Source organism: Bacillota bacterium (genome assembly GCA_040754675.1).
Lineage (GTDB): Bacteria > Bacillota > Limnochordia > Limnochordales > Geochordaceae > Geochorda.
In genome coordinates, this window is sequence record JBFMCJ010000065.1 from 1 (window position 1) to 12,603 (window position 12,603).

Here is a 12,603-nt window from a genome sequence, read left to right on the forward strand (position 1 = left end):
GTATCCGGGCCGAGCCCCCACTGCCGCTCCAACCACAGCGACTGCGGGCGCGCCGCTCCGGCATCCAGCTCGAGCCCGGCCCCCCACCAGCGGCCGCCGGCCTCCCACTTCAGCTCGATCCCGCCCGGAAACGCCGTATCCGGGCGCACCATCACGAGCCACGCCCCCGACGCCTCCGCCGCGACGGGGGCCGCCAGCAGCCACAGCACGGACAGGCCTCCTGCTGCGAACACCTTCGCCATCCCGAGGAAGTGCCTTGCCACGAAGCTTCCCCCCACCGCCGTCACCATTGATTGCCGTAAGCGTACATTCCTTCCCGAATGGTAATACGAGAGGACGACCGGGTACACTATGGGGGCAATAGTTTTCGCCTGTACCCGATAGGGGGAGCGTGACACCGTGCCGCCCTATCTTTGCGATGACTGCAAGTACGACTACGGCGACGCCTGCCGCCGTCCCGAACGTCCCAACGCTCGCTCCTGCCCCGACTTCTCGCCCCGGGACGCCGTCAAGGCGCAATACGTCCAGCCCCAGTCCGCCCGGGAGTTCCTCGCGGGCATCCCGGTGGTGACGCGAGGCGACCACCCGGAGATCCGGCAGGCGGCCCGTCAACGCCTGGCACGAGGGCTTTTTGCGGCCGTGGCAGTGCTCGGCGTCGTGGGCGCTCTGGTGGCCTCCCTGCTCCGCTGAGCGCCGGCCGGGCCGTACGGCTCTGGTCCGTACGGCCCGGGCTGCTTGCGCCGGTGGCGACCTTCCCCTACGCTGTAAGTTCAGGGAGTGGTGGAAGTGTCGCTGCTGTTTTCTCCGGTGCGCCTTCGCGACGTCGAACTCCGCAACCGCATCGTCATGTCGCCCATGTGCCAGTACTCGGCGCAGGAGGACGGCTGCGCAACGGACTGGCACCTGGTGCACTACGGAAGCCGCGCCACCGGCGGCGCCGGGCTCATCCTGCTCGAGGCCACCGCCGTCGAACCCCGCGGCCGCATCAGCCCGCAGGATCTCGGCCTCTACGACCCGTCTCAGCTTCCCGGCCTGAGCCGCATCGTGCAGTTCATCCACAGCCAGGGGGCGGCCGCGGGCATCCAGATCGCCCACGCCGGGGCCAAGGCGTTCTCGGCCGCCAAGGGTCGAGGCCCCCAGCACCCGGTGGGGCCCAGCGCTCTACCGTTCAGCGACGGCTGGGTCACACCTCAAGCCCTCGACGCCGCGGAACTGGCGAAGGTGCGCCAGGCGTTCGTGCGGGCGGCCACCTGGGCGGCACAACTCGGCTTCGACGTCGTCGAGGTCCACGCGGCCCACGGGTATCTGCTGCACGAGTTCCTCTCCCCGCTCACCAACCGCCGAACCGATGAGTACGGCGGAACGCTTGCCAACCGCATGCGGTTCGTCGTGGACGTGGTGTCGGCCGTTCGCAAGGCGTGGCCCGCCAGCCGGCCGCTGTTCGTGCGGCTCTCCACGACCGACTGGGTAGCCGAGGGCTTCGACGTGGAGCAGGCCATCGCCGTGGCCCGCGCTCTCAAAGAGGTGGGGGTCGACGTCATCGACTGCTCCTCGGGCGGGATGAGCGGGGCCCAGGCGCCGGCGTCCCCCGGCTACCAGCTCGAAAACGCCCGCCGCATCCGCCACGAGGCCGGCATTGCCACCACCGCCCTCGGGCTCATCACCACGCCCGAGCACGCCGAATCGGCTCTGCAGCGGGGCGACGCCGACCTGGTGGTCCTGGGCAGGGAACTCCTGCGCAACCCCTACTGGCCGCTGCAGGCCGCCACCGCCTTGGGCGACGAGCCGCCCTGGCCCCGGCAATACCTGCGGGCGCGGCGCTAGCCCGCATCTTGACACCGGTTCCCCGGGAAAGATTACTCCTGCCAATGTCTAGCCGACTCGGAGACGCGGTGCGCTGATGTCTGGACCCAACAGGGGCGAAGAACCAGCCGTCTCAAACGGGGACTTCGAGGGCAAAGCTGCAGGCCTTCGCCTGAAGGCCCTCTCGGCCGAGGCAGCCCGGGTCCTTGCCCGCTACGAGCAGCGCATCGAAGAGCTCGGATCCATCAAAGACCGGGCGCAGAGGCTCCAGGTGCTCCTGACGGCCACCGAGAGCCTGGAGGAGCTCCCGCTCAGCGACACCCTGTCCCTCAACCTGCAGGCGCTGAAGCACCTGTTCGAGCAATGCTCGGACTGGGTGGTTCGTACCTTCCGGATTGCCGGGGGGAGAGAGGCGGCCCTCGTCTACTTCGACGGCCTGGTCGACGGCGCCCGGCTCGACGGCTCGGTGCTCAAACCGCTGCTGTATGACGCGTTCCCCACACGGGGTCGGCCCCCCACCGCCGACGCGGTTCGGGCGTTTCTGGAGCAGCACGTGGTCGCACTCTCTGAGGTGCGGGCGGCCACGACGATATGGGAACTTGCCGACGGCGTCCTGCGCGGCGACGCGGCTTTGCTGCTCGATGGCGAGAGTTCAACCCTGCTCCTCCGGGTCACCGCTTTCGAACACCGGAGCGTCGACGAGCCGGAGACCGAATCCGTCATCCGGGGACCTCGCGAGGGGCTTGTCGAGAGCCTCCGGACCAACATGGGCCTTCTGCGCCGCCGCATCCGCACGCCTCAGTTCAAGCTGGACGTCCTACGGGTCGGCCATCTTTCCCGTACCGACATCGCCATCGCCTACATCCGGGGGGTGGCGCCCGACGTCCTCATCCAGGAGGTGAAGCGCCGGGTCTCCCGCATCAAGATCGACGCCATCCTGGACACCGCGTACATCGAAGAGCTCATCGAGGACGACCCGTACTCCCCGTTCCCCCAGGTGCTGGCCACCGAGCGGCCCGACATCGTGGCTGCTAACCTGCTGGAGGGCCGGGTGGCCATCCTGGCCGAAGGGGCTTCTTTCGCCCTGGTGGTGCCCATCACGCTGTGGGCGCTGTTGCAGGCGAGCGAAGACTACTACGAGCGGTATTTCATCGCCACGGCGCTTCGCGTCCTACGGTACCTGTTTGCCCTGATCGCCCTGATGCTCCCGGCCATGTATATCGCCATCACCACCTTCCACCAGGAGATGCTGCCCACCGCACTGCTCCTCACGGTGGCGGCCACGCGGGAGGGGATCCCGTTCCCGTCCATCGTGGAGGCCCTCCTCATGGAGGTTTCTTTTGAAGCACTCCGGGAGGCGGGGATCCGGCTGCCCAAAACCGTGGGCCAGGCTGTCACCATCGTCGGAGCGCTCGTCATCGGGCAGGCCGCAGTGCAGGCCGGCATCGTCAGCGCCCCGATCCTCATCATCGTCGCGCTTACGGGGATCGCGTCTTTCACGTTTCCCCGGTTCAACTTCGGAATCGCCATCCGGCTGCTGCGCTTTCCGCTGATGTTCCTGGCCGCAACCCTGGGGCTGTACGGGGTCATCATCGGCCTTCTGACCATTCTCGTTCACCTCGCGGGGCTTCGCAGCTTCGGCATCCCCTACCTCTCTCCCGTTGCGCCACTCACCGCCGGGGATCTCATCGACGTGGCGCTCCGGCCGCCTATCTGGCTGCGCGGCTTTCGCCCGCGCCTGGTCGGTTACCCCAACCCTCGCCGGCAGCCGCGCCGCGTGAAGCCGGGCCCGGAGCCGTGGGAGGAAAACGGAGATTGAAGCCTCTCCGGTTCGTGCTGATTGCCCAGCTGAGCCTTCTGGCCGTGGCAACGGCCGGCTGTTGGGACCGGGTCGAGGTGAACGACCTCGGCATCGTCACCGGGATGGCGCTGGACAAGGCAGGGCCCCGCTCCCTCAAGCTCACCGTCGCCCTGGCCATCCCCTCCCGCATTCGACCGCCCGGCTCGCCGGGTGGCGGCGGACCGCAACTCCCCCCTACCACCACGAGAGCGGCGCAGGGACGGACGGTCATGGAGGCCATAGACTTGATGCAGGAGAAAATCGAGCGCCGGTTGTTCTGGGCGCACAACGCGGTCATCCTCATCGGCGAGGACCTTGCCTACGAGGGGGTTACCCAGATCGTCGACTTCTTCTCTCGGCATCGCCAGCCCAGGCTTCGGGCCGTCGTCTCGGTGGTCCAGGGGAAGGCCGCCGACGTGCTGGCCACCATGCCAGCCATCGACCTTGTAACGCCCAGAGCCATCCGGGAAATCGAGGCCCTGCGGACCGGCGTCATCACCAACGTGCGGGACCTTGCGAACATGCTGTCCAGCGAGGGAGTGGAACCCATCACAGCTCGCGTGCAGGTCGTGCGCAGCGGCGCAACGGAGCCGGGTATGCTGGGGCTGTCTGAGGGCTCGGGGGGTGGCGCAAACCCCCTGGTGCGCAGCGACCCCCCTCAACCCGCCATCACCGGCGCTGCCGTGTTCAAAGGGGACAGGCTCGTCGGGTATCTGGACAACGCGGATGCTCGGGGGGTTTTATGGGTGCGCAGCCAACTGAGGAGGGCCGTCACCACGGTCACGCTTGGACGGCCCGGCCGGTACGTGAGCTTCGAGCTGGTGCGGGTTTCGAGCCAGTTGAGGCCCCGCTTCGAAGGCGAGCGCATCATCATGGAGGTCAAGGTCTCCTCGGAGCAGGACCTCAATGAGAACGCGGCGGTCGTCGATACGGGCGACCCCGAGGTGCTGAAGCTGCTCGAGGAGGAACTGTCCGAATCCATTGCCCAACGCATCCGCCTCAGCGCCTTGAAGGTGCAGAAGGAACTGCGGGCCGACGTCCTCGGTTTCGGCGAGGCGGTGCGGCGTGCCGACCCCCGGCGGTGGAAGCAGCTCAAGGCACGCTGGGACGAGATATTCCCTGAAGTCGAGCTGGACGTGGACGTCCGGGCGGCCATCCGGCGGACGGGGCTGGCCGCTCGACCGGTCGGGATGAAGGACCAAGAGCTCCTGAAGGCAGACGATCTCAGGCGAATGCTGAAGGGCAGGTAGGGCCGGCCGCATCGGATTGGGAGGAACGAAGGGTGCTGGTCGCCGGCTTTCTCGTGTTGGTCGGGCTCCTGGTGTGGTACGAACTCCCCCGCATCCGGCGATACGGCGGGGGAAGGCGCGAGTTCATCGCCTTCTGGGTGCTCATGGGGTTGGCCGTCGCACTGGGTGTGGCCATGATTTTGCAACTGCCGGTTCCTAACCCGGCGAAAGCCATCGAGGCGATATTCAGGCCGCTGGGCGAGAAGGTGCTTGGCCTGAGATAGAGGAGCGCGGCTCCTTGGCTGCGCCGATTCTCCGACCGGACGCTGCGGCCCACAAGAGGAGCGGGATGAGCAACTCGAACAGGGCCATGTAAGGGGTGGCCGAGAAGCGAATGAAATCAAAGAACTCGGTCTGGTTGCTGAACAGGTGTACGGAGAACTCGGCTATCAGGAGCCCAACAGGCCAGGTGAGCGGCCTGAAGTCGGGCAGGTCCAGGAGTTCGCCCAGGGCCGTGGCCGCCGCGTAATACCCGACGCCGAGCTTTGCGAAGTTAGCAAGCATCCAGAAGGCGACGGCAAGGGCCTCCAGTCGCTCCAGGAACGCGGCGATGCTGATGAACCGGGCGATTTCTGCGGCCGGGAAGGCAAGCCGCCCGGCCACCTCGGGCCCCAGCACGCTTATATACCAGAGCGAGCTTGTCAAACCCAGTAGCCCGAGAAACCAGATGGGTGCGATGAGCGCCTGAGGGGCCTGCTCCCTTCGGTTGAGGAACGGCAGCACCACCATGAGGCCGACAATGGACTCCCCAAAAAAGCCCGCCCCGACGTACGCGCCCTGTAAGGGTGCGCGTACCCCGTTCTCGAGCACCGGCAGCAGGTTTTGAGCATTTACGTCCCGCAGGGACAATATGCCGAGAACGCCCAAGAAGGCAAGGAACGCGGGAGTCACCACCTGCATGGTGCGAACCATCACCTCGATGCCGCTCCTCACCGCCGTGGCCGTTACCAGAGTGATGCTGCCCAACACGACGATCATTGGGGTCCGGGGCAGGATCATGGTGTTGATCAACTCGGCAAAGCCCCGGGCCGTGAGCGCCCCCACGGTGACGAACCACCAGACGTAGGAAGCGCCCACCACGAAGCCGATGGGCTTGCCCAGGACGGTGTAGATGATCCCGATCAGGGTCTTTCCAGGAAACCGCCGCCCCAGTGCCAGCGTCAGCAGGGAGATGCCAAGGCCAAAGAGCGTCATGGGAATCGCCGACAGCCAGGCATCCTGCTTCGCTACCTCTGTCGAGAGAAAGGGGACAAACAAGACAGCCCAGGGTAGAATGACGCTAACGATCACAAGGCCGCCCTGGAGCGACGAGATGCGCCCCCTGTCGGCAGGCCCCTTCATTCTATCTCGGCTAGACGTCCCTCGAGCTTTTCGGCCATCTGGTCCAGCTCGTCGAGGATGCTGCGGATTCGCTTCATGCTCGACTCCATGTCCCGGGTGGTAATCTCCTGGGTACGCGCCAGAGAGCTCGCGATCCGGGCGAGATGCTCGATATCCACCGCATCCCCCCGGGTACCTGAACCTGTTTGCCCCGCCCCGTGGCTTTGCGGGTTGTGGCTACCGGCCCCCGCCGCGCCCGCCGCCTGGTTGGCCTGGCCGCCCGATGACAGGGCGAGCACCGACTCCGCCCACCACTGCGCCATCTCCTGGCGCAGGACGTCCTGAAGTTCGCTTGCGACGACCGCCCGGATCTCTTCCTTCTCCTCCTTGGTCATGGGCACCTCAGGACCTCCTCACGCCTACGGGCCGCCGGGCCGGTTAGCTTCCCGGGTGGGTTCGGTCCGCCTGAGGATGCTCCGGACCTTCTCCGCCGTCACCTCGGCCCTGATCACCAGTTCGTGCAGGTCTCGCAGGCTGCCCTCAAGGATTCGGGAGATCTGCACCTGGGTATTGGCAAGCACGTGGGCAATCCGGTTGAGCTGTTGCTGCTGTGCCTGCCTGTTGCCCTGCTGTTGGCCTTGCGGCTGCTGCGCAACGGCCTGCCCCGGCACGGCCAGCTTGCTTTCCTGGCCCGCCATGCCCATGGCCGCCGGAGTCATCAACACGTCGGAGGACTGTCCGGCCGGTACCGAGGGGGCCTGCCGCTCCACCGGCGCAATCCCCTGGACCAGGGGGACCGGCCGCATCACCCAAACACCGGACCGGCCCCGGTCGCCGCCCTTAGCTGCCAGGTGGCGGCGCACCTCCTCGGCGATGATCTGGCGGATGGTATCCTTGTCCAGGGCATCGTGGGCCACGGCGGCGCGTCTCCCCTTGAGGGTTTCCATCGTTCGGACGTACCGTCCCCGGATACCGCAAGGCTTATTCACGAGGCGTTATGCCGGGAAGGCGGGCTCGGCAGGGCGCCTTACGTCCGGGCCGCCTCGATGCGCCGCCGGGCAAGTGCCACGTAAGCAGGATCGATGTCATACGCCACGAAGTGCCGGCCCGTCTGAAGCGCAGCCACGCAGGTGGTTCCGCTTCCGGCAAACGGGTCGAGCACCACGTCCCCGGCGAAGGTGTACAGCTGGATCAGCCGGCGGGGCAGCTCGACCGGAAAAGGTGCGGGGTGCCCCACCCGGCGGGCGGACTCGGTGGGAAAGGTCCAGACGCTCTTGGTAAGCTCCAGGAACTCGTCCCGGCTGATGGTGCTGCGCCGTCCGTTCGCAGGCCGCGCGAGGCTCCCCTTGCTGAAGACGAGGATGTACTCGTGGACGTCGCGCAGCGTGGGATTCGTGGCCGAGCACCAGCTTCCCCAGGCGGTCGAACTCCCCGAGGCCGCCGCCTTGTTCCAGATGATCTCGCCCCGCATGATGAAGCCCACGCCGAGCATGGCCTCGATGACGTAGTGGTGAAAGGGGATGTACGGCCTGCGGCCCACGTTGGCCACGTTGACGCACGCCCGCCCGCCCGGGACGAGTACCCGGAAGGTCTCGGCGAAGACGTCGCGCAAAAGCGCCTGGTATTCGTCCAGGCTCAGGTCGGCATCATAGGTCTTCCCCACGTTGTACGGCGGGGAGGTCACCATGAGGTGGATGCTTGCGTCGGGCAGCTCCGCCATGCGGCGGCTGTCCGCACAGAAGACGCGATCGATGACCTCGGCGGGAACCGGGTTTTCCTGCCCCGGGCTGGCCGCCGCTCGACCGGCGCCCCCGGGTCCCGCCGCCGGAGTGGCCAGCGAACGATAGAGCCGGCTGTTATAGAAGGGTGTCGAGTCGTGGCTGATCCGGCCCGATACGCCGAACGCGCTGGTGCGGGTAGGCCGCCTGCGCACCGGACGGCTCGGGGGCGGAACGTCCCCCCGGTTCATCGCACCGGCGCGCCCCCCCGGTTGTCTGCGGCGGCCTCAGCCCACCAGGTGCCGAGGCCCCTTCCGGCCGCCACGTCACTCGGCCAGTGCAGCCCGAGGTAGACCCGGCTCAACCCCACGAGGACGCCCACCGCCTCGAGAGCAGGCGCCGCCGAAGGAAAGGCTCTACCCAACGCCCCGAACACGGCCGTGGCCCCGGAGGTGTGGCCGCTGGGAAGGGACTGGTACAGATCCTCGAGGGAAAGCGGCCCGGTCATCGTGTAGGGGCCGGCCCCCGCCGGAGGACGGGCCCGCCCCAGCACGGTTTTGTGCGCCAGCGTGACGAGCCCTGTGCCCACGCCAGCCTCTGCCGCCGAGAGCGCTGCACCGGGGTCGACCAGCGCGGTCACCCCCACCACGGCCGCAAGCCCCCCGCCGGAGCCCAGAGCCGTGGCCAGTTCCATCGGCCGGCGCAGCGGGTCTTCGGCGCGCCTCGCACTCGTGCCGGCCGGCTCATCCGCCGGCCCTCCTGCCATGCCGGCCAAATACGCATCGGCCCGGGCAACAGGCGTAGTTGCCGCAAGGGAGGCCGCCATCTCCGGAAGACCACTGCCCGCGCCACCTGCGTGCAGCATCGCCGCCGTGTAGAGGGCGATGGCCAGGACGCCGCTCATCGCCCGGCCCACCCCTGGCGCATCGCAGCCAGCCACCCGGTACGGCGGGTCTGAAGGAGCGAACCGCCGTAAACCCGCTCGGCAAGCCTCAACGTCAGCCAGGCCGTCACCACCGAGACGGCGACGCTGCCGGCCACCTGCCAGGCAGGCGCCGATGCCATGGCGATGCGGGTGTAGATCACCATCGGGCCGACGAACGGCAGCATCGACCCGATGACGGCCAGCCGGGATGCCGGACCTGCCAGGGCCATCATCGCCACCATGTATCCGGCCACCATGAGGGTCACGGCCGGCCAGACAGTCTGTGACGCCTCCTCCGGGCGGCTCGCCAGGGAGGCGAGCGCCGCAAACAGCGCTCCGAAGCTCACGAAGCTCAACAGGAAGAAGAGCGTGAGATATCCCACCAGCCACAGCGGCACGCCGCCGAGTTCAACAGGAACGCCCACAAGCCGCGTGAGGTACTCCCGGATGAAGCCCCGCTGCATCAGGAAGGCCAGCGCTCCTGCCGCGCCCCAGACTGCGTACTGGACGAGTGACGCTCCGGCAATCCCCAAGAGCTTGCCGCGCAAGAGCTCACCCGGCTTCGCCGCAACCAGCAGCATCTCGACGATCCGGCTCCCCTTCTCGGCGGCCACGCCGTTGGAGACCACCGAACCGTACAGGATCAGGGTCATGTACAGCATGAACATGAGCAGCCACGCGAGCGCTTCTGCGGCCCCCCACTGCCCGGGCGCGGCCTCGGTGGCCACACCCGGTACCTCTCCCGCACCCGGCCCGGCACCCCCTGCCTCGACTCGCACGACGGCCGGGGCCTGCAGCGCCGCAGCAACGTCGGAGGCGATCCCCCAGCGCCTGGCGCGGTCACTTACGGCCACCGGCGTTGCCAGCTGCTGCAGCCCTCTTACCACCGAGCCCCGCACGTCCTGCCCGCGCAGCACGAACTCCAACTCCCCGTCCGGGCCCCGCCGGATGATGAGGTACGTGCGGCCGTCCTCGCCGGACGGGCTCATCTCCGTACCTGTCCCGCTACCGCTGGCCCCGCCCGCCGCTTCCCACGCAATCAGGGGGCGCATGAAGGCGGGGAGCTGCTGCTCGACGGCCTGAAGCTGCTCAAACACACCGCCTGCTTCGTCCACGACCGCCACGGAAGTGGCCTCGGGCGCCTCCAGCCCCGCCAGCAGCGCCGGCAGGAACGAGAGCGCGAGAATGGCGACCAGCCCCACCACCGTCCCGAAGAGGTAGGCCCGAGACTCGACGAGCGCCTTGAACTCCCTCCGGGCGATGACCCACGTCGCCTTCACGCCGCCCCCTCCTCGCTGTCCAGCGCCTGCGTGCCGACCACCTCAACGTAGACATCCTCGAGCGACGGGTAGGTCAGCTCGAACAGCCGCAGCCGGCCGATCTGGCCGGCTGCCTGCACCAGCCGGTCGGCGAGGCCGTAGCTGCCCTCGCTGTCGTCTTTCCAGCTCACCTGCCAGACGTTGTTGGGGCGTTCGGCGACGCTCAGGCCCTCGCTTCGCAGCCTGTCGAACCACCGCCACTGTTCGGCCGGAACACCGTCCGCAGAGGGCTCCCACGCCAGCCTCAGCACCCGGCGCCCCGTCGAACGCTTCACCTCGTCCACGCGGCCTTCCACGAGCACCCGGCCGGCGTTGATGAGGCAAAGCCCGTCGCACAGCTCCTCGACGTGCTCCATGCGGTGGCTGGAGAACAGGATCGTCGTGCCGCGCTCCCGCAAATGCCCCACCGCCTTCTTGAAGAGGCGGACGTTGACCGGATCGAGCCCGGCGAAGGGCTCGTCCAGGATGACGAGGGGGGGTTCGTGGAGGCAGGCGGCGGCAAACTGCACCTTCTGGGCGTTGCCCTTGGAGAGTTCCTCGACCTTGCGGTCGATGATGTCGCCCATGCGCAAAAGTTCGACGAAGGTTTCCAGGGACTCCTTGAGCCGGCGCCGCGGCATGCCGTGCAGTTCACCGAAGAAGACGAGTTCGTCCCGGACGCGCATGCGGGGGTAGAGTCCCCGTTCCTCAGGAAGGTAGCCGAACGCCGTGTACGGCAGCGCCTCCACCGGCTGCCCTTCCCAGGTGATGCGGCCCGCATCGGGCCGCACGATGCGCAAGATGGCGCGCATCGTGGTGGTCTTGCCCGCGCCGTTCGGGCCGATGAGGCCGAAGACAGCCCCCTTCGGCACCCTGAGCGTGACGTTTTCGAGGGCCTGCACCGCGCCGAAGCGCTTGGCCACGCCCTCGACTGCGAGACCCATCCCCTTCTCCCTTCACCCGAAGCGACCCGTCACGTACGCCTCCGTTCGCTCGTCGGTGGGGTTGGTGAAGATCGCCTCCGTCGGGCCGTACTCCACCAGTTCCCCGAGCAGCATGAAGGCCGTGTAGTCGCTGACCCGGGCCGCCTGCTGCATGTTGTGCGTGACGATGACGATGGTGTAAGTTCGCCGAAGTTCGGTGATCAACTCTTCCACCTTGCCCGCCGAGATGGGGTCGAGCGCCGACGTCGCCTCGTCCATCAGCAGCACCTCGGGCTCGACGGCCAGGGCCCTCGCGACGCACAGCCGCTGCTGCTGGCCCCCGGAGAGGTTTGTGGCGCTATCGTCCAGCCGGTCCTTCACCTCGTCCCAAAGCGCCGCCATCCGCAGGCTGCGTTCCACCACCTCAGCGAGCACCCGGCGGTCCCGCACCCCCATCAGCTTGAGGCCGGACGCCACGTTATCGAAGATGGACATGGTCGGGAAGGGGTTGGGCTTCTGAAACACCATGCCCACCCGGCGGCGCACCTCCACAGGGTCCACCCGGGGGTCGTAGATGTTCTGGCCGTTGAGGAGCACCCTCCCGGAAACCCGGGCGCCCGGCACCACCTCGTGCAGGCGGTTGAAGCAGCGGATCAGCGTCGACTTGCCGCAGCCGGACGGGCCGATAATGGCCGTTACCGCCCGGGACCGGATGGGCAGCGTGACCGAACGCAGCGCCTGGGTGGTGCCGTACCAGGCGTACAATTCTTCGGCGGCCATGGCGAACTCCTCGCCGGCTGCCGTGAGGCCGTCCGCCCGGGTCCGAGGCCGGCGGGTCGAAAGCTCCCTGAGCAGGGGTGACGTGGCCACCACCCCGTCGGGCCCGACCCGTGCCTCCGGCCGGCCGCGCAGCCCCCCTCTCAAATGCCCGTCTCCTCCTCTCTCACCGGCGCACCCCTCGACCGACCCGGCGGGACGTTGCCAGCCTGGCCAGGATGCTGGTCAAGAGCACCAGGGCCACCAGCACCAGGGCGGCGCCCCACGCCTGGCGGTGCCACTCCTCATACGGGGACTTGGCGTACGCGTAGATCTGGAGCGGCAGGGCCGCGATGGGCTCGTTGAAGCTGCGGTGCCAGTAGTTGTTGCCAAGCACGGTGAAGAGCAGCGGCGCCGTCTCGCCCGCCACCCGCGCCAGCGCCAAAAGCACCCCGGTCAGGATCCCGGGCCAGGCCGCCGGCAGCACCACACGCAGCACCGTGCGCCACAGGGGGATCCCCAGGGCCAGGGAAGCCTCCCGGATCGAGTGGGGCACGAGCCTGACCATCTCCTCGGTGGTGCGCACCACGAGCGGGAGCATCAGGACGGCGAGCGCAAAGCTGCCGGCCCAGCCCGAGAAGTGCCCCATGGGGCGGACAACGACCGCGTACGCGAAGATGCCCACCACGATGGACGGAACGCCGGTGAGGGCGTCCGTCAGAGCCCTGACC

At 68.1% G+C, this 12,603-nt stretch carries 15 protein-coding genes; 5 read left to right on the forward strand and 10 right to left on the reverse strand.

The annotated features are described in order from the left end of the window. On the reverse strand, positions 1–263 hold a 263-nt coding region (locus AB1609_05860; GenBank protein ID MEW6045992.1), incomplete at its 3' end, for a hypothetical protein. A 136-nt stretch (positions 264–399) separates the two neighbouring features. On the opposite strand from AB1609_05860, the gene AB1609_05865 reads away from it, so the two are divergent. The 5 genes from AB1609_05865 (at position 400) to AB1609_05885 (ending at position 5,156) form a co-directional block, all read left to right on the forward strand. Next, complete coding sequence (locus tag AB1609_05865) at positions 400–690, forward strand: hypothetical protein (protein MEW6045993.1); 291 nt, start codon at positions 400–402, stop codon at positions 688–690. A 96-nt stretch (positions 691–786) separates the two neighbouring features. Then, the gene (locus tag AB1609_05870; protein ID MEW6045994.1) at positions 787–1,824 is read left to right on the forward strand and encodes an NADH:flavin oxidoreductase/NADH oxidase; all 1,038 of its coding nucleotides are present in this window, start codon (positions 787–789) and stop codon (positions 1,822–1,824) included. A gap of 76 nt (positions 1,825–1,900) precedes the next feature. Beyond that, positions 1,901–3,622 carry a spore germination protein gene (locus tag AB1609_05875; GenBank protein MEW6045995.1) on the forward strand — a complete coding sequence of 574 codons (1,722 nt, stop codon included), beginning with the start codon at positions 1,901–1,903 and terminating at the stop codon, positions 3,620–3,622. Next, positions 3,619–4,893, forward strand: coding sequence for a Ger(x)C family spore germination protein (locus AB1609_05880; protein MEW6045996.1), 1,275 nt, complete (start codon positions 3,619–3,621; stop codon positions 4,891–4,893). Before AB1609_05875 ends, AB1609_05880 begins: the two co-directional genes overlap by 4 nt. Before the next feature lie 32 nt (positions 4,894–4,925). After that, positions 4,926–5,156 carry a hypothetical protein gene (locus AB1609_05885; GenBank protein MEW6045997.1) on the forward strand — a complete coding sequence of 77 codons (231 nt, stop codon included), beginning with the start codon at positions 4,926–4,928 and terminating at the stop codon, positions 5,154–5,156. Here the strand turns inward: AB1609_05885 and AB1609_05890 are convergent. From AB1609_05890 to pstA, 9 genes are all read right to left on the reverse strand, one after another. After that, positions 5,119–6,273, reverse strand: coding sequence for an endospore germination permease (locus tag AB1609_05890; GenBank protein MEW6045998.1), 1,155 nt, complete (start codon positions 6,271–6,273; stop codon positions 5,119–5,121). The genes AB1609_05885 and AB1609_05890 overlap by 38 nt on opposite strands. Then, entirely contained in the window at positions 6,270–6,653 is a 384-nt protein-coding gene (locus AB1609_05895) for a hypothetical protein (protein ID MEW6045999.1), read from the reverse strand. Before AB1609_05895 ends, AB1609_05890 begins: the two co-directional genes overlap by 4 nt. Positions 6,654–6,671: 18 nt before the next feature. Further along, positions 6,672–7,199, reverse strand: coding sequence for a hypothetical protein (locus AB1609_05900; GenBank protein MEW6046000.1), 528 nt, complete (start codon positions 7,197–7,199; stop codon positions 6,672–6,674). 80 nt (positions 7,200–7,279) lie between these two features. Then, the gene (locus AB1609_05905) at positions 7,280–8,221 is read right to left on the reverse strand and encodes a site-specific DNA-methyltransferase (protein MEW6046001.1); all 942 of its coding nucleotides are present in this window, start codon (positions 8,219–8,221) and stop codon (positions 7,280–7,282) included. Continuing rightward, positions 8,218–8,874, reverse strand: a complete 657-nt coding sequence (locus AB1609_05910; GenBank protein MEW6046002.1) for a phosphatase PAP2 family protein — start codon at positions 8,872–8,874, stop codon at positions 8,218–8,220. Before AB1609_05910 ends, AB1609_05905 begins: the two co-directional genes overlap by 4 nt. After that, complete coding sequence (locus AB1609_05915) at positions 8,871–10,175, reverse strand: ABC transporter permease (protein MEW6046003.1); 1,305 nt, start codon at positions 10,173–10,175, stop codon at positions 8,871–8,873. Before AB1609_05915 ends, AB1609_05910 begins: the two co-directional genes overlap by 4 nt. Further along, positions 10,172–11,137 carry an ATP-binding cassette domain-containing protein gene (locus AB1609_05920; protein ID MEW6046004.1) on the reverse strand — a complete coding sequence of 322 codons (966 nt, stop codon included), beginning with the start codon at positions 11,135–11,137 and terminating at the stop codon, positions 10,172–10,174. The genes AB1609_05915 and AB1609_05920 overlap by 4 nt, the downstream gene beginning before the upstream one ends. 12 nt (positions 11,138–11,149) lie before the next feature. Beyond that, positions 11,150–11,896, reverse strand: coding sequence for a phosphate ABC transporter ATP-binding protein PstB (pstB, locus tag AB1609_05925; protein MEW6046005.1), 747 nt, complete (start codon positions 11,894–11,896; stop codon positions 11,150–11,152). A 163-nt stretch (positions 11,897–12,059) separates the two neighbouring features. After that, positions 12,060–12,603: phosphate ABC transporter permease PstA (gene pstA / locus AB1609_05930; GenBank protein ID MEW6046006.1), on the reverse strand; the 544-nt coding region annotated here is incomplete at its 5' end.